Below are 16,979 nucleotides of genomic sequence, written 5' to 3'. Positions count from 1 at the left end.
GGGATCGTAGCGCTGCCACGGACACTGGTCCATACTGAACGGCATCAAAGCTGAGGAAAGATCCCATCTATCGCGCACTGTGAGAGGGCCCGCCATGCGATGCATCACCTCGGTGGAGGTCGTCGACGTCCGCTTCCCGACCTCGCTGAACAGCGACGGGTCCGACGCCATGAACAAGGACGGCGACCACTCGGCGGCGTACGTCGTCCTGCGCACCGACGACCCCGAACTGTCCGGCCACGGCCTGACCTTCACCATCGGTCGGGGCACCGACCTGTGCGCGGCCGCGGCCCGCCGGCGCGCCGAACCGCTGATCGGCCGGGACGTGGACGAGCTGTGCGCCGACCTCGGCGGGATCTACCGCGAGCTGCAGTCGGACAGTCAGCTGCGGTGGCTCGGACCGGACAAGGGCGTCATCCACCTGGCCCTCGCCGCGGTCATGAACGCGGTCTGGGACCTGGCCGCCCGGCGGGCCGGAGTACCGCTGTGGCGGCTGCTGGCGGACATGTCCCCCGAAGAACTCGTCGACGCCGCCGATCTGCGGTACCTGGCCGACGTACTGACTCCCGACCAGGCGGTCGCGCTGCTCGCCCGCCAGGAACCGGGCCGCAAGCAACGGATCGAGGAACTCGAGGCGACCGGCTACCCGTGCTACACCACGTCGGCCGGCTGGCTCGGGTACTCGGACGCCAAGCTGCGCAGGCTGTCCGAGGAAGCCGTTGCCTCCGGCTACAAACATGTGAAGCTCAAGGTCGGCGCGAACCTGGACGACGACATCCGGCGCTGCGGGATCGCCCGCGAGGTGCTCGGGCCGGACGGTCACCTGATGATCGACGCGAACCAGGTGTGGGAGGTGCCGCAGGCCATCGAATGGGTCAAGGCCCTCGCCGAGTTCGACCCGCTGTGGATCGAGGAGCCCACCAGCCCGGACGACGTCCTCGGGCATGCCGCGATCCGCAAGGCCGTTGCTCCGATCGGTGTCGCCAGTGGCGAGCACGGCATGAACCGCGTGCTGTTCAAGCAGATGTTCCAGGCCGGCGCCCTCGACTACTGCCAGCTCGATGCCGCCCGGCTCGGCAGCGTCAACGAGGTACTCGCGGTCTACCTGCTCGCCGCCCGCTTCGACGTACCGGTGTGCCCACATGCCGGCGGTGTCGGGCTGTGCGAACTGGTTCAGCACCTCTCGATCTTCGACTACGTCGCGGTCTCGGGGAGCCTCGACGGCCGCGTCACGGAGTACATCGACCACCTGCACGAGCACTTCGTCGAACCGTGCGTGGTCCGGAACGGCTCGTACGTGCTCCCGGTCGCGCCCGGTTACAGTGCCGAGATGCACACGGAGTCACTCGAGACGTACCGGTTCCCGGACGGCAGCTACTGGGCCGGACGTCTGGCCACGGACGCGCAGCCATGACGCCGGACAAGCTCGCCGAACAGGCCCGCACCCCTGGCGTTTCGCAGACCGACGTCGTGGTCGAGGGCATCCGGCAGCTGATCATCGACGGCCGGCTCCGGCCGGGTGACCGGCTGCCCGTCGAGAAGGACCTCGCCGCGGCTCTCGGTGTCTCCCGCAACCCGTTGCGCGAAGGGGTTCGCGCGCTGTCGATGATGGGCGTGCTCGAGACCCGGCGCGGCGACGGCACCTACGTCACCACGCTCGACCCGTCGATGCTGCTGGCACCGATCGGCTTCGTAGTCGACCTGCAGGACGGCAGCGGCACCACCCATCTGCATTCGGTACGCCGGATGCTCGAGACCGAGGCCGCGGCCGCCGCGGCCCAGCGGATCGGGATCGACGAACTCGACGCCGCCGCCGAACTGCTCCGGCACAACCAGGCCGAACTGGCACTGCGCGAACCGAACCACGAAACGGTCATCGAGAACGACATCGCGTTCCACCGGATCATCGCGGCAGCGGCCGGCAACCCAGTCCTGGCCGCGCTGATCGACGCGCTCGGCGGCCGCACGATGCGAGACCGGCTCCGCCGCTCGATCACCCAGCCCGGCGCCGACGACACCGCCCACCGCGAGCACCTGTCGATCCTCGCCGCGCTGACCGCGCACGACCCGGACCGAGCCCGCACCCGGATGTCCGCCCATCTGTTCACCGTCGAGGACTACCTCCTCGAACAAAGCGTCGTGAATGAGGCCTTGTGACGTTGCTGCATTGGAACACCCCCGACCTGACCCTGACCTTCGCCCTCGACGACGGCCCGGTGCGGCTGTTCCAGCATCCCGCGCAGGACACCAGCCAGCCGCTGGTCGAGGTGTCCGCCGTCGGGTCCGGCCGTTCGCCCAGTAGCAGTCGGCACGTGGACACCGTGCTCGGTCAGCGGCTGCGGTACGTCCGGCACGAGGAGACCGGCCGTACGTTGCGGATCCTGCAGGAGGACCCGGAATCCGGGCTGCGCGTCACCAGCGTGTTCGAAGCGGGAGCCGGCGTCCGTACCTGGTCCGAGGCGTCCGTCGCCGGACCGGGATCGCTCGAGCTGACGTTCCTGTCGTCGCTCGCGGTCGGCCTCGGGTCCGTGGACGCCGACCTCTACTCCGCGGCCAACAGCTGGATGGCCGAGAGCCGTTGGTCGGTGCAGCCGTTGCGGGCCGGGGCGCTCGCCGACATCACCAGCGAGGACCACCGGCATGTCGCCCGCACCCGGCACGCGGTGACGAACTTCGGGTCCTGGTCGAGCGGGGAACAGTTGCCGATCGGCGTTCTCGTCGACCGGAGTACGCCGTACGCGCTCGGCTGGCAGATCGAGCACAACGGACCGTGGCACTACGAGATCGGCGAGAGCCGGCGCGGCGGCTACCTGGTGCTCAGCGGCCCGACCGATCAGGAACACCAGTGGAGCGTCGAGCTCACCGACGACAAGCCGTTCACGTCCGTACCGGTGTCGCTCGTGGCCGGGACGGACCGCGACAGCACGTTCGCCGCGCTCACCCGGCAACGCCGCGCCGTACGCCGTCGCCGCCCGGCCGACGACCGGATGCCGGTGATCTTCAACGACTACATGAACACCCTGGTCGGCGACCCGACCACCGAGAAGCTGCTGCCGCTGATCGACGCCGCCGCCGAGGCCGGCGCGGACTACTTCTGCATCGACGCCGGCTGGTACGCCGAGGGCGACTGGTGGAACACCGTCGGCGCCTGGCAACCCTCGACCACCCGCTTCCCGAACGGACTCGCCGAGGTCGTCGACCGGATCCACGCGCGCGGCATGGTGCCCGGCCTCTGGCTCGAACCCGAGGTCATCGGCGTCCGGTCACCGATCGCCGACGAGCTGCCCGACGCGGCGTTCCTGACCCGCCGCGGCCTCCGGGTCGCCGACTCCGGCCGCTACCTGCTCGACCTGCGCGACACGACCGCCCGCAAGCATCTCGACGACACCGTCGACCGGCTGGTCGCGGAGTTCGGGGTCGGCTTCTTCAAGTTCGACAACAACACGATGACCGGCCCCGGCACCGACAAGGGCGGTACGTCGCTCGGCCACGGACTCCTCGAACACAACCGCGCGCTGCTCGACTGGCTCGACGACCTGCAGCGCCGCCATCCGGAACTGCTGATCGAGAACTGCGCGTCCGGCGCGATGCGGATGGACTACGCGATGCTGTCCCGCCTGCACCTGCAGTCGACCTCGGACCAGGAAGATCCGTTGCGCTACGCACCGATCACCGCCGCCGCCCCGGCCGCCCTGCTCCCCGAACAAGCCGGCCACTGGGCGTACCCGATCACGGGCACCACCCGCGAACAGTTCACGTTCGCGCTCGTCAACGGCATCCCCGGCCGCCTCTACCTGTCCGGCCATCTGAACCGGATGACCGCGCCCGAGCTGGACCTGGTCCGCTCGGCCCTCACCGCGCACCGCGACATCCTGAAGTCCCTCGACACCCTCGTCCCCAGCTGGCCCCTCGGACTGCCCGGCTGGACCGACGACTGGGTCGCCCTGGCTCTCCACGGGCCCGACACGACCTACCTGACCGTATGGCACCGCTCTCCCGGCCCCGCCGCGATCGAGCTCCGCCTCCCTCGCGCCACTGTCACGCCCCACTTCCCGACCGCCGACGACGGCTGGACCTACACGTGGACCGACGACGTACTCACCATCACCACTGACGTCCCCGAGCCGTCGGCCCGCGTACTCCGCCTGGGCGGGAGGGGTCGGGAGGGGTACTGACAGGGTCTGGTAGGCGACGCGGGACGACGTAGCGTGGAGGAATGGGTCCAACGAGCAGGAGTGACTTGCGGGAGTTCCTCGGTACGCGGCGGGCCAGGATCACGCCGGATCAGGCCGGCCTGCCCGTGTACGGCGCCAACCGGCGGGTGACCGGGCTGCGCCGCGAGGAGGTCGCGCTGCTCGCCGGGATCAGCGTCGAGTACTACACGCGGCTGGAACGCGGCAACGTCGGCAGCGTGTCCGACGGCGTCCTCGAAGGGCTCGCGCATGCGCTCCAGCTGGACGAGGCCGAGCGTGACCACCTGTTCCGCCTCGTCCGCGCGGCCGGCACGCCCGCGGGCCGAGTCCCTCGGCGTACGCCGGCGAAGCAGCGCGTGCGTCCGGTGGTGCAGCGCATCCTCGACGAGATGCCGATGCCGGCGTACCTGCGGAACGACCGCTTCGACCTGCTCGCCGCGAACGTGCTCGGACGCGCGCTGTACAGCCCGCTGTACGACCACGCGGCGGCTCACACCCCGGGCCGGCCGCCGAACAGTGCCCGGTTCTGCTTCCTCGATCGCGCCGCGACGGAGTTCTTCCTCGACTACGACAAGTCCGCGAACGACTGCGTCGCCTTCCTGCGGGCCGCGGCCGGGACCGACCCGTACGACAAGGACCTGTCCGACCTCGTCGGTGAACTCTCCACCCGCAGCGAGGACTTCCGGCGCCGCTGGGCGGCGCACGACGTCCGGTACCACCGCACCGGCCAGAAGCGCTTCCACCACCCGCTGGTCGGCGACGTCGAGCTGGACTTCGAGGCGTTCGAGCTCGCCGCCGACCCCGGACAACGGATCAACGTCTACACCGCACCGCCCGACTCGTCCTCCGCGGCCGCCCTCGACCTCCTCGCCAGCTGGACCACCCACGAACTCCACCCCGAAGGAGCAACCCATGACTAGCTGGACCGCAGCCGAACTGCAGGCGCTGGACCGCGTCGGTGAGATCCGGGTCGCCGGACGCCGCAACGACGGTTCGGTACGGACGCTGACGATCGTGTGGCATGTCGTTGTCGACGGCAAGTTGTACGTACGGTCGGTCCGCGGCGCCGAGGGCAGCTGGTACAAGGGCGTCGTACGCCACCACGAAGGCGCGATCTCCTGGAACGGGCGGACCCGCGACGTCAGCTACGTCCCCGACGCCGCGGCCGACGACCAGCTCGACGCCGCCTACCTCGCGAAGTACGGCAACGGATCGGCGACCCGGGCGATCATCAACGAGACGGCCCGGGCCACCACCCTGCGCGTCGAACCCCGCTAGGCCGGGTCGAGGAGGCCGTAGTCGAGCATCATCCGTTGGTAGCGCCGCAGCGCGTCCTGGTCGAAATCCGGTGTCCGCTGCCAGATCCCGTGCGTCCGGAAATGCCGGACAGCCCAGCCGAGGTCCTCGCTCGCAAAGCGCCTCCGTAGAACCTCCACGACGGTGTCGACGTCCTGCTCCAGCAGCCAGGTGGACGCACGCTGCAGCACCGAGCGGAACCGATCGATCGTGTCCCGGTTGGTCGTCAGGAACTCCTCGCTCGCGTAATAGACGCTCCACGGCACCGGACCTGCCGCCTCCGCCATCGTGGTCGCGACCTCACTGCCTTCACCGATCAGTTGCGTGGCGGCGAGCGGCTCCACCAGATAGAAGTCGGCGTACCCGGCCCGCCAGAGCTCCCGCGTGGTGTCGACATGCAGATCCCGGACGAACTTGACCCGGGACATGTCGACATCGTGCTCTCGGAGTACGCCCTCCAGGAACATCCACTGACTGGTAGCGGCGAGCGACATCAGCACCTTGTGTCCGTGCAGCCGCGTCCAGGACCACGGCTCGTCCACAGGCTCCCGACTGAGCAGTACGGCGGGATTCCGATGGCACAGCACCGCGAACGAGCGGAGCCGCTGACGCCCGAGTTGGTCGTACAGCAACGGCAGCCAGACCCCGCCGAGCGCCACGTCGGCCCGCCCGGTCGCGAGGTTCTCCGCGAGCCAGGATCCGGCCGGCCCGGCGTCGACGTCGATCGACACGTCGAGGCCGGCGTCGGCGAACCAGCCCAGGTCCAGCGCGACGTACTGCGGCGCGAACTTCAGGGCCGTCGAGGACTCCGTCAGCCGGAGTGATTGCAGCATGTGGTTCCTTTCACAGCACGTTCTTGACAAAGGCCGCGGTGCGTTCGTGGGCAGGGTTGTGGATGACGGATTTCGGCGTACCGCGCTCGAGGATCACGCCCTGGTCCATCAGCACGAGCGTGTCCGCGACTTCCTGGGCGAAGCCGAGCTCGTGGGTGACCACGATCATGCTGCGGCCCTGCCGCGCCAGGTCCTTCATCACCGCGAGTACGTCGCCGACGAGCTCCGGGTCGAGCGCGGACGTCGGCTCGTCGAACAGCAGCAGCTTCGGGTGCATGGCCAGCGCCCGGGCGATCGCGACCCGTTGCTGCTGACCACCCGACAGCTGATGCGGGTACGACGCCACCTTGTCCGCGAGGCCGACCGCGGTCAGCAGCCGGACCGCCTCGGCACGGGCCTCGTCCTTGCCCATCCGCCCGAGCAGGACGGGTGCTTCCATGATGTTCTGCTCCGCCGTCAGGTGCGGGAACAGGTTGAACCGCTGGAAGACCATCCCGATCTGGGCCCGCCGTCGCGCGAGCAGCTTCTCCTTCAGCTCGTACAGCTTGCCCTGCCGCTCCTCGTACCCGACGAGTTCGCCGTCGACCTCGAGGATGCCGCGGTCGATCCGTTCCAGGTGGTTGATGCAGCGCAGGAACGTACTCTTCCCGGATCCGCTCGGGCCGATGATGCACACCACCTCGCCCTGGCCGACGTCGAGGTCGATGCCGCGCAGTACCTCCACGTCGCCGAAGCTCTTGTGGACGTCGCGCGCGGAGACGATCGGTCGATCGGTCATGACGCGACCACGCCCCGGGTGAAGTGCCGTTCCAGGTAGTGCTGCCCGATCGACGCGAGCGTGGTCAGGAACAGGTACCAGATCGTCGCGACGATCAGCAGCTCGATGACCAGGAAGTTCCGCGCGTAGATGTTCTGCGCGTTGGTGAGCAGCTCGTGGGCGCCGATCACCGACACCATGGCCGTTGCCTTGAGCATCCCGATCGCCTGGTTGCCGGTCGGCGGGATGATCACCCGGATCGCCTGCGGCAGGATGATCCGGCGCATCGCCTGCCCGCGCCGCAGCCCGAGCGCCAGCGACGCCTCCAGCTGGCCGGTCTCCACCGAGAGGATGCCGCCGCGGACGATCTCGGCCATGTTCGCGGCCTCGTGCAGGCTCAGCGCGAGCAGTGCCGCGGTCGTCGACGTGATCAGGTCGTTCGTCGACGCCGACCACCCCGGCAGGCTCAGTCGCGGCACGAACAGCGCGATGTTGAACCAGAAGAAGATCTGCACGAGCAGCGGCGTACCGCGGAAGAACCAGATGTAGCCGGAACTGACGGTCCGCAGTACCGGATCCGGACTCATCCGCATCACCGCCAGTACGGTGCCGAGCGCGATGCCGAACAGCATCGAGAGCACGGTCAGCTTCAGGGTGGTCAGCACACCGTTGAGGATGGCAACGGTCAGCAGGTACGGCGGTACGACGTTCCAGCGGACGTTCTGGCTGCTGCCGACGGTGTAGAGCACGAGCAGGATGAACGCGATCACGACGGCGGCGCCGGCGATCCGTCCCCAGTGCCGCAGCGGGACGATCTCGACGCCGGAGTCCGGGCGGTTGTCCTGGACGGTGTCGATGGCCGTCATCTCAGCCTCCCGACGTGAGGTTGGCGGCGTCGTTCAGCTTGGCCTCCTTGACGGCGAGGTCGGTCAACCCGTACTTCGCCATCATGTCCTTGTAGGCACCCGAGACGATCAGCGCCTGCAGCCCGGCCTGGATCGCGTCGCGGAGCTGGGTCTTCGACTTGTCGAACGCGATCGTGTTGTAGCCGACGTCCTCGCGGACACCCGGCAGGGCCTCGAGCCCGATGCCGTTGCCGATCTGGTGCTGGGCGGTGTAGACGCCGGTCGCGTACCCGCCGACCGTGGCGTCGGCGCGACCGGTGCGGACGGCAACCAGTACGTCGGGCTGCTTGGGAATACTCAATACGTCGATCGGCTTCGGGCAGGTCGCGGACTTCTGCTTGACCAGCGCCTCCTGCGCGGTGCCGACCCCGACCGCGACGGTCTTGCCGCACAGGTCGTCCATCGACTTGATGTTCTTCGGGTTGCCCTTGGCAACCATGATCGTCTTGCCGTCGAACATGTAGTCGATCAGGTCGAGCTCCTTCTCACGTTCGACCGTGTCACCCATGCCGGAGATCGACAGGTCGAACCGCTGCGCCTTCAGCGCCGGGATCAGCGCGCCGAAGTTGCCGAGGTCGGTGAGCTCGAACCGGACGCCGAACATCGTCGAGAACGCCGCGGCGATGTCCGCGTCCAGCCCGATGATGTCCTTGTTGTCCGGACCGAGGTACACGATCGGCGGCGTGTACGCCGTGGTCGCGACCTTCACGACGCCCGCGCTCCGGATCTGCTGCGGGAGCAGGTCCTGCAGCTTCTGGTCGAACGCGACGTTCTTGACCGGCGCGGTGTTCTGCGGGGCCGGCGTACCGGCGGCTCCGGTGCTCGGCTCGGCACAGCCGGCCGCGAGCGCGCCGACCGCTATCAGTACGACAGCCGCCCTCACGGCGCTCAGTGGCAAGGTCACTGCAGACTCCTTTCGGTGGCCGGCGCGTCGGCCGGCGAGGGGCCCCGTGGCGAATCGGACAGCTGGTCCGGCCTGACCGGCCAGTTCCACATGTCCGGTGGTGCGTATTGCTCAGCGAAACTGAGAGCAATCTGGTCACGGCGAGCTACCCAGACGTCGCCGAACGACTTCAGATGGTCGAGGAACCGGAGCAGGCCCATCGCCCGTCCGGGCCGCATGATCCGCGCATGCAGTCCGATCGACATCATCCGCGGTACGGCGGCCGACTCCTGGTAGAGGAAGTCGAACGCGTCCCGCAGGTACTCGAAGAACTCGGTCCCGGTCGCGAACCCCGGGCCGCTGCTGCCGCCCCAGAACCGGGCGTCGTTCGTATCCGTTGCGTACGGCAACACCAGCATCGGCCGGCCGGCGACCGGGGCGAAGTACGGCAGGTCGTCGTTCGTCGTCCCCGAGTCGTAGAGCAGCCCGGCCTCGGCGAGCACCCGCCGGGTGTGCTCGGTGATCGGCGGCCGCGGGAAGCTTCCGAGCACGTCCTTGCCCGTCAGCCGTTTCACGGTGTCGATGACCCGGCGGATGTCCGCCCGCTCGTCGTCCTCGGTCTTGTCCAGCCGGGCGACGGACCGGTAGCTGTGCCCGACGATGTCGCAGTCCCGCTCGGCGAAGGATCTGGCCAGCTCCGGATGTACTTCGAGCGCCTGGGCGGACGCGAACACGCTGAACGGCATCGACCGGTCCTCGAGCAGCGACAGCAACCGCCAGATCCCGACCCGGCTGCCGTACTCGAACTCCGCCTCCTGCATCAGGTCCCGCCGCTCCGGTGGCAGCCGCGACGGCACCCAGGCGCGCTCGTCCCGGGTCCGGTCCCCCAGCAGCGGGTTCCCTTCGGATCCCTCCTCGTAGTTGATCGCGATGTTGACGGCAATCCGGGCACCGTCCGGCCACTCGACCCGCGGGGGCCGCGAGCCGTAGCCCACCAGGTCACGCTCTACTGTCGACGCCATGTATACACGTATACTCTTTAGACACGGTAGGGTGTCAAGGTAATCGACAAGATCACTGACAGTGAGAAGGCCATCGCATGCAGGGTGGGGACGCATGAGCAACAGCACGCCGTTGAGCCAGGTCGTCGAGGGAGACCCGCGCTCACTGCGCGATCAGGTCCGGCAGATCCTGCGGAACTGGATCGTCTCCGGCCGCCTGCAACCAGGCGTCCGGCTCCGCGAACTCGAGGTCGCCGAAGAACTCGGCATCTCCCGGGTCCCGGTCCGCGAAGCGATCGCGATGCTCGAAGCCGAGGGACTCCTCACCTCGGTCCCGCGCCGTGGCGTCCTGGTCAAACAACTCCAGGTCAAGGACATCGAAGACCTCTTCGACATCCGCGAAGCCCTCGAAGCCCTGGTAGCCCGCCGCGCCGCCACCCGCGCCACCACCGCCGACATCCGCCGCACCCGCTGGCTCCTCGAAGAAGCCCGCCACGCCTTGGAGGACGGCGACGACCAGGCCCTCGCCGCCGCCAATCTCGGCTTCCACGAGGCGATCACCGAACTCGCCGACAACCCACCCCTCAGCGCCATGCTCGAACCGGTAGGCGTCCGCCTCCGCTGGCACTTCGCCACCGACCGCGACTCCCTCACGGTCCTCAGCGAACACACCCAACTCCTGGACGCCATCGCCAACCGCGATCCTGACCTCGCCTCCACCCTGGCCACCGACCACGTCCGAGCCACCCGGGCCGCCATCGTGCCCAGCTTCGCCAACCCACCGACCGCGAGTTCCTGACGCACCACCACGCCGTCGGCTGAGTCAGCCAAGTAAGTCAAGCCTGATTTTCTTGGGTTTTCGGCTTCATAGTGGTCCTCCGGAACGACGAGGAGGTCGGCTGTTGGTGTGGATCGACGGTGATGTCGAGCGCGAGGCGTTGAGCGAGCAGACTCGGGTTTCACGCTTGTACGAGTTGCTCGAGGCGCAGATCGCCGAGGCGCGGGTTCGACTGGCGGGTGTCCTGAGATCGCCTGGCGACGTGATCGCGCGTGAAGCCGAGGCTGCGCGGTTGGCGGGCTTGGTCGGCCGGTTGGAAGATGCTGAACAAGGGCTCGTGATCGGGCGTCTCGATGGCGCGGACGGGCGTGTGCTGTATGTCGGGCGGATCGGGCTCCACGGCGAGAACGGGCCGGATCTGCTGGACTGGCGAGCGCCGGCGGCGGGGCCGTTCTACGCGGCGACACCGGTGGATCCACTCGGACTGCGGCGGCGCCGGCATCTACGGTGCGACGGGCGGCAGGTGCTGGCGATCGCCGATGAGATCCTCGACGGATCCGCGACGACTGCGGAGGACGTCGTGGGCGACGGTCCGCTCACGCAGGCGCTACAGGCACGCCGTACCGGACAGATGGGCGCTGCGGTCGCCACGCTGCAGACGGAGCAGGACGCGATCGTCCGCAGCGGGCACCGCGGTGTCACCGTGGTGCAGGGAGGTCCAGGCACCGGGAAGAGTGTCGTGGCACTGCATCGGGCCGCGTACCTGCTGTACGCCGCCCCGCGCGTCGCCGAGCTCGGCGTCCTGGTCGTCGGCCCGAACGGCCGGTTCCTCGAGTACATCTCCGAGGTGCTGCCGTCGCTCGGCGAGCACAACGCCGTACTGGCGACGTGCGAGGAACTCGCCGGGATACCTGACGCGGCCCCGGATTCCGTCGAGTCCGCACGACGCAAAGGCAGCCTCGCGATGGCCGACGAGCTGGCGTCCCTGGTGCGGGCGCGTCAGACGCTGGACGGAGACTTCGCAGTACGAGTGGGTCAAGAACTGCTCCGACTCACTCAGCACGACATCGCCCGAGCACGCGACGCGGCAACGACGAGCGGCTTGTCGCACAACCGGGCCCGCTCGGTCTTCAAGGAGCAACTGGTCGAGGCCGCCGTCACGAGGCTGCAGCAAGTCCTTGCTGACGACCTGGCCCGTATCGACGCCGAGGCTGCGGCGAGTACCGGGCTCGATCTCGACCAGGCCGTCGACGACGACCTCCGTGGACTCGGGCTGGACGACACCTTCTCCATGCATCCCGCTGACGAACTCGACACCGATGCCGTACGAGCGGCCCTGCTCGACGACGCCCAGACCGAAAGCGCCGTACAGGGATTGTGGCCCCGACTGGCACCGGAGCAGCTCGTCCGGGATCTCCTGGCGCACGCTCCGGGCTACGACTGGACGGTCGCCGATGCCGCGTTGCTGGACGAGGCCGCGGACCTGCTCGACGGTCCACCTGAGCGCATCTTCGGGCACGTCATCATCGACGAAGCCCAGGAACTCGGTCCGATGCAGTGGCGCATGATGCTGCGACGCTGCCCGTCCCGTTCGATCACCGCAGTGGGCGACTTCGCCCAGGCCGGGCCGGCTGCCACCGCCGCAAACTGGCACCACGCCCTCGGCCCGCACGTGGGAGTCCACTTCGCTCTGCACACGCTGACCGTCAACTACCGCACCACAGCAGAAGTCCTGGACTCCACCACCGATCTGCTGAAGCGCATCGCGCCCGACCAGACACCAAGCACCTCGCTCCGCCACGGCGACCGCCCTCGCACCCGCACCCTCGCCGCCCGCTCCGACCTGGTCGCCACACTGCTCGACGAACTCGAGACCCAGACCGCCGCCTACCCGAACGACCTCCGCGCAGTCATCTGCCCCGACGCGACACTCACCGAACTCACCGACCCCCGGATCACCCAATCGGCCCACCTGGTCCCCGCCTCCCAAACCCGAGGCCTGGAGTTCGACTCGGCAATCGTCGCCCTCCCCCACGAAATGACCACCGAACGAGACCAGTACGTCGCCCTCACCCGCCCCACCCACAAACTGTGCATCATCAACCTCAACCCCGCACCGTAAGTCGCCGGACGAGCGCCGACGGCGGCTTGGCACCGGCGCGATACACCTCACGCGGCGAACCGACGCGACGCCGGTCATGCCGATCGATCCACTCCTCTGACGCAGACCTCGACAGGACCGGTGCTGTCCTCGTTCACCTGGCCGTGGCAGATCACGAAGCACCCCGCGGTGGGTCGCCGCGCTCCTCAGCAGTTGCTCGGTCGCGTCCCCGGATCAGTCGGCCAGGCGGAACGCGAGCTCGGTCTCCCACTTGTCCATGTTCGGCTCGTCCTGTGGGTTGGTGTGGTAGATCTCGAGCCTGCATCCCCACTGTTCGCCGTTCGGTGACGGAGCGGCGTCCCAGGTCAGGCCTTGTCGGTCGGCCCATTCGAGTAGCCGGCCGGTCGCGTCGATCAGTGTGTGCGGGGCGCCGATGTGGTGCAGTGTCGCGTAGCGCCCGGGCGGCAGCACTCCCGCGCGCACCCGCTCGTCGCCGTCGACCTGTTCGGTGACCGGCTCGCCGGCCTCGATCTCGAGAAGGTTGCCCATGTCGATCACGACGTACCGCCAGAACGCCGGGCCCGCCGGCTTGATCCCGCGCGCGCCGAGCCAGCTGAACACCTCCCCGCTCAGCGGCGGCACGACGGCGCCGATCTGCCCCATCGTCACCTTCGCGGTGATCCCGACGTAGGGCTGCGCGGCTCGCTCGACAATGCTGGGTTCGGTAGCCATGCGGTCAGCATGCAGCCGACCCCAGGGGCAGGGTCAAGAACTCTGGCCTTCTTGTGGCGTCCGGCCTCCGGCGGGAACGAGGGGCTCTCGGCGTGATGACTTTCTCTCCGGCGATGCCGAGGTACGCGCGTACGACGACATCGTCGGCCGTTAACAAGCGGGTGCCTGTAAACCTGTCGGTCTCGTGGACGGAGTTTGCTAGCGTGCGTCGGGTGATGTGCTCACCCGGTGTTGACGGCACGCGCTGACTTTGTCGGCTGGCGTGCCTGCCTCTTGAGTCTGTCGGTCGACAGGCGGACGCGGGCAGCGTGACAAGTCCGCGCTCTTTAGCCTGCCCTGTCACCGAATTGCTTGTGCCGAGGAGGCATGGATGCAATCAATGCAGACACAGCGTGCAATGGCTGCCGCGATATCGATCGCGTCGGCGCTCGGCTTGGAGGTCGACGACGCCGGCGTTCTCAACGACTCCAACCGTCTTGTCGTCCACCTGACGCCGTGTGACACCGTGGCGCGGATCACGCCCGAGAACCATCACGCCGGTCATCAGGTGAGCCCGGAGCGGGAGGTTGACGTCGTTCGACGGCTCGCGCAGACGGACAGCCCGGTTGCTCCGCTCGACCCCCGGGTCGAGCCACATATCGTCGTACATGACGGCTTCAAGATCGCATTCTGGACCTACTGCGAGCCGCTGCAGTCCCCACCAATTCAGCCGGCCGACTATGCGCGGGCGCTCGAATGTCTTCATGCGGGTCTACGGCAGCTCGACGTCACGACCCCACACGCCATGGACCGTGTCAGCGCCGTACAGGAAGACGTTGCCAACCGCAACATCACTCCGGATCTCACAGCCGTGGACCGACGCTTTCTGGCCGACATACTGCGCGATCTGAAGTGGTCGATCGTCAATCGGCACGCACCCGAACAACTCCTCCACGGCGAGCCGCACCCCGGGAACGTGCTCAGTACGACGAACGGGCCGCTCCTCATCGACTTCGAGAACACCGCCCACGGACCCGTCGAGTACGACCTCGGCTGGGTCCCCAAAGATGTGGCGGACCGCTATTCGAGCGCCGACCAGAATCTGGTTGATGAATGCCGCGGACTCGTGCTGGCAATGGTCGCGGCCTACCGCTGGCGTCGCGACGACCAGCACCCGAGCGGCAGAGAGTCAGGCGTCGCATTCCTCGACGTTCTGCGGGACGGTCCGCCCTGGCCGGCGCTCGACGACGTCAGCTGGTGATCACCGGATCGGACGGGCTCCGACTGCACTGGTTGTTGGAGCCCGTCCGACAGGCCTGGCTACTCGCCCGCGGGGTCGTTGGCCGTCAGCCAGGTGAGGGACTCTGCGATCCCGTCGAAGATGTCACCCGAGTAGGCGTCGAACTCCACCACGCGGATGGCCTGCGGTGCGGCGGTGAGCGTCGCCAGAACGTCGACGTCGCCCTGGCCGGCCGGGGTCTGGTTCTCGAAGGCGCGCTGGAGGGCCTCCGGTACGACGAGTGCGCTCTCCGACGACGGCAGTGCGGTGAGGATGTCGCCGTCGACCTTGCCGTCCTTGACGTGGATCGCGACGACGCGCTCGCCGAGCGCCTTCAGCACCGCGGGGGTGTCGGCGCCGCCGACGGTCGACCAGAACGTGTCGACCTCCAGGACCGCCTCGGGCTCGAGATGCTCGACGAAGATGTCGAAGACGGTGCGGCCGTCGCTCTTGTTGGTGAACTCCCACTGGTGGTTGTGGTACCCGAACCGCAGGCCCCGCGCGCTCGCCTGCCGCGTGAGCTCGTTGACGCGCTCGGCGAGCCGCTTGGCGTCGTCCGCGCTCTGCCAACGGTCGGTCGGGATGAACGGGTCGATGACGATCCCGATCCCGAGGCGCTCGGCGGCGTCGAACACGACGTTCGCGTCGGGCACGTCGATCACCGCGGCGTGCCCCGACGGAGCCGTCAGACCGGTCGCGGCGAAGGCGCGCTCGAAGTCGGCGGCACGCTCGACGAAGGCGTACGGCTCCACGTTCCGGTAGCCGATCTCCCGGACCCGGGCGACCGCCCGGTCGAGGTCTTCGGCGATCGCGTCGCGCAGCGAGTACAGCTGGACGGAAGTAGCGGGCATGCGTGGAACTCCTTCGTGGGACCGGAATGTGTCACGACGTGTACGATCGTACCCACGAAAACCGAGCGCTGCACGGTTTTGAGACGAAGCGCTGGACCGATGCCGAGGAGTGGCCGCCGTGTCGTCCGCCGATGTTCGCCGCAGCAGTGCGTTTCGAGCCGTTCTCGCCCAGCCGCTGTATCGCGGATCGGCGCTGTCCATGCTGCTCGCAGGACTCGGCATGTCCGCGGCCGCGCCGCAGATCGCGACGTTCCTCGTCACCGAACTGCACACGTCGCTGAGCACCGCGGGACTCTTCTACCTGACGAACCTGCTTGCCCCGGTCGCCGGCTGGGTCGTCGGCGCGCGATCGGATCGCACCGGCAGCCGCCTGGGGCTCTTCCGTTGGTGCGGCATCGCCGGCTTCCTCGGCTGGGCCGGCATCGCCTGGTCTCCGGTTGCCTGGCTGCCGTTCGTCATCAGTGCCGCTGTGCTCGGGTTCGCCGGAGCGGCGGGTTCGCAGTTGTTCGCCGCGATCCACGACGAACTGGGCGCCGACCGTACTCCGAACCCCGAAGGGGTCGTCGCGATCGTCCGGATGGCGCTCACTGCCGGGTGGGTGATCGGGCCGATGCTCGGGGCGTTCGGTGCCGCCGCGTTCGGCGTCCGCGCGACACTGTTCGCCACCGCACTGTGCAACCTCGTCCAACTCCTGCCCCTCGGAACGCTGAGGCTCCGCACCGAATCCACAGCCACTGCACAGCTCCCCCGGCGAACGGCAAGCCTGGCGGAGATGACTCCCCTGCTGGTGTTCACGACCTTGTACGTGCTCGTGTACGCCGGTGAATCCATCAAGTACGCCTACCTGCCGCTCTACATGAACCAGCAACTCCACCTCGCGCCCGAGATCAGCGGCGCCGTGATCGGCATCCAGCCGCTCGTCGAACTCGGGCTCATGCCGCTGAGCGTCCTGGTCGCCCGACGCACTGGCTCGATGCCGCTCATGGTGGTGGGTGCGGGCTTCGGGGTCGGCGCCAACCTCCTCTTCGCGTTCACGCACACAGCCGTCGGGCTGTTCGCCGGGCAGATTCTGATGGGCGGAGTATGGGGCGTCTTCGCAGCGCTCGGGATCATCGCCGCGCAGCGTCTCCTGCCACACGCCGTCGCCACCGCAGGCGCCATCTTCATGAGTTCCACCGCGGTCAGCCAAGCACTCGGCGGAACCCTCGGCGGCCTCGGCGTGGGCGCAGTCGGACTACCCCACGTCTTCCTGATCCCCGGAACACTCGCCGCAATCGCCGCGATCGGTCTGGCCGTCATCGCCGGCCGCTACCGCACCCTCCTCGCCGCCGGCCCGCTACAAACCCGCGACCTGGTTGCGTGATCGACGCCTCGCCCGGCGAATCCGCCGG

Annotated in this window: 16 protein-coding genes; 9 read left to right on the top strand and 7 right to left on the bottom strand. The window is 68.4% G+C overall.

Annotated features, from left to right (window positions below; all coding sequences use genetic code 11):
* Window positions 1-94 precede the first annotated feature (94 nt).
* The 5 genes from ACXJJ3_RS37995 to ACXJJ3_RS37975 all read left to right on the top strand — a co-directional run bounded on the left by ACXJJ3_RS37995 (window position 95) and on the right by ACXJJ3_RS37975 (window position 5,471).
* A complete protein-coding gene (locus tag ACXJJ3_RS37995; RefSeq protein ID WP_458166785.1) occupies window positions 95-1,414 on the top strand; it encodes an L-fuconate dehydratase in 1,320 nt (439 codons plus the stop codon).
* Complete coding sequence (locus ACXJJ3_RS37990) at window positions 1,411-2,157, top strand: FadR/GntR family transcriptional regulator (RefSeq protein WP_458166784.1); 747 nt, start codon at window positions 1,411-1,413, stop codon at window positions 2,155-2,157. The genes ACXJJ3_RS37995 and ACXJJ3_RS37990 overlap by 4 nt, the downstream gene beginning before the upstream one ends.
* Complete coding sequence (locus ACXJJ3_RS37985) at window positions 2,154-4,175, top strand: glycoside hydrolase family 36 protein (RefSeq protein WP_458166783.1); 2,022 nt, start codon at window positions 2,154-2,156, stop codon at window positions 4,173-4,175. Before ACXJJ3_RS37990 ends, ACXJJ3_RS37985 begins: the two co-directional genes overlap by 4 nt.
* Before the next feature lie 65 nt (window positions 4,176-4,240).
* Window positions 4,241-5,113, top strand: coding sequence for a helix-turn-helix transcriptional regulator (locus ACXJJ3_RS37980; RefSeq protein ID WP_458166782.1), 873 nt, complete (start codon window positions 4,241-4,243; stop codon window positions 5,111-5,113).
* Window positions 5,106-5,471 (top strand): DUF2255 family protein, encoded by a 366-nt coding sequence (locus ACXJJ3_RS37975; RefSeq protein ID WP_458166781.1) that lies wholly within the window; start codon window positions 5,106-5,108, stop codon window positions 5,469-5,471. Before ACXJJ3_RS37980 ends, ACXJJ3_RS37975 begins: the two co-directional genes overlap by 8 nt.
* Here ACXJJ3_RS37975 and ACXJJ3_RS37970 read toward each other — a convergent pair.
* Genes ACXJJ3_RS37970 through ACXJJ3_RS37950 form a run of 5 tightly spaced genes read right to left on the bottom strand, consistent with a single transcriptional unit; the run spans window position 5,468 to window position 9,889 of the window.
* A complete protein-coding gene (locus tag ACXJJ3_RS37970) occupies window positions 5,468-6,322 on the bottom strand; it encodes an ABC transporter substrate-binding protein (protein ID WP_458166780.1) in 855 nt (284 codons plus the stop codon). The two genes, ACXJJ3_RS37975 and ACXJJ3_RS37970, sit on opposite strands and share 4 nt — an antisense overlap.
* A gap of 10 nt (window positions 6,323-6,332) precedes the next feature.
* Window positions 6,333-7,100, bottom strand: a complete 768-nt coding sequence (locus ACXJJ3_RS37965) for an amino acid ABC transporter ATP-binding protein (RefSeq protein WP_458166779.1) — start codon at window positions 7,098-7,100, stop codon at window positions 6,333-6,335.
* On the bottom strand, window positions 7,097-7,945 hold the full coding sequence (locus ACXJJ3_RS37960) for an amino acid ABC transporter permease (RefSeq protein ID WP_458166778.1): 849 nt from the start codon (window positions 7,943-7,945) through the stop codon (window positions 7,097-7,099). The genes ACXJJ3_RS37965 and ACXJJ3_RS37960 overlap by 4 nt, the downstream gene beginning before the upstream one ends.
* 1 nt (window position 7,946) lies before the next feature.
* Entirely contained in the window at window positions 7,947-8,888 is a 942-nt protein-coding gene (locus ACXJJ3_RS37955) for an ABC transporter substrate-binding protein (protein ID WP_458166777.1), read from the bottom strand.
* Window positions 8,885-9,889, bottom strand: a complete 1,005-nt coding sequence (locus ACXJJ3_RS37950) for a polysaccharide deacetylase family protein (protein ID WP_458166776.1) — start codon at window positions 9,887-9,889, stop codon at window positions 8,885-8,887. The genes ACXJJ3_RS37955 and ACXJJ3_RS37950 overlap by 4 nt, the downstream gene beginning before the upstream one ends.
* Before the next feature lie 94 nt (window positions 9,890-9,983).
* Here ACXJJ3_RS37950 and ACXJJ3_RS37945 point away from each other — a divergent pair, with 94 nt between their 5' ends.
* Both ACXJJ3_RS37945 and ACXJJ3_RS37940 read left to right on the top strand, forming a co-directional pair.
* Entirely contained in the window at window positions 9,984-10,667 is a 684-nt protein-coding gene (locus ACXJJ3_RS37945; protein WP_458166775.1) for a GntR family transcriptional regulator, read from the top strand.
* A 106-nt stretch (window positions 10,668-10,773) separates the two neighbouring features.
* The gene (locus tag ACXJJ3_RS37940; protein WP_458171992.1) at window positions 10,774-12,768 is read left to right on the top strand and encodes a HelD family protein; all 1,995 of its coding nucleotides are present in this window, start codon (window positions 10,774-10,776) and stop codon (window positions 12,766-12,768) included.
* A 213-nt stretch (window positions 12,769-12,981) separates the two neighbouring features.
* On the opposite strand, the gene ACXJJ3_RS37935 is transcribed toward ACXJJ3_RS37940, so the two are convergent.
* Entirely contained in the window at window positions 12,982-13,479 is a 498-nt protein-coding gene (locus ACXJJ3_RS37935; RefSeq protein WP_458166774.1) for a GyrI-like domain-containing protein, read from the bottom strand.
* Between the two features lie 370 nt (window positions 13,480-13,849).
* Between ACXJJ3_RS37935 and ACXJJ3_RS37930 the strand changes: the two genes are divergently transcribed.
* A complete protein-coding gene (locus tag ACXJJ3_RS37930; RefSeq protein WP_458166773.1) occupies window positions 13,850-14,719 on the top strand; it encodes an aminoglycoside phosphotransferase family protein in 870 nt (289 codons plus the stop codon).
* A 59-nt stretch (window positions 14,720-14,778) separates the two neighbouring features.
* Here ACXJJ3_RS37930 and ACXJJ3_RS37925 read toward each other — a convergent pair whose 3' ends face one another.
* A complete protein-coding gene (locus ACXJJ3_RS37925) occupies window positions 14,779-15,588 on the bottom strand; it encodes a sugar phosphate isomerase/epimerase family protein (RefSeq protein WP_458166772.1) in 810 nt (269 codons plus the stop codon).
* Window positions 15,589-15,787: 199 nt separating this feature from the next.
* On the opposite strand from ACXJJ3_RS37925, the gene ACXJJ3_RS37920 reads away from it, so the two are divergent.
* Window positions 15,788-16,951, top strand: coding sequence for an MFS transporter (locus tag ACXJJ3_RS37920; protein WP_458166771.1), 1,164 nt, complete (start codon window positions 15,788-15,790; stop codon window positions 16,949-16,951).
* The last annotated feature ends 28 nt before the right edge of the window (window positions 16,952-16,979 follow it).

Source organism: Kribbella sp. WER1, assembly GCF_054189145.1.
This window is presented reverse-complemented; position numbering and strand designations above follow the sequence as displayed.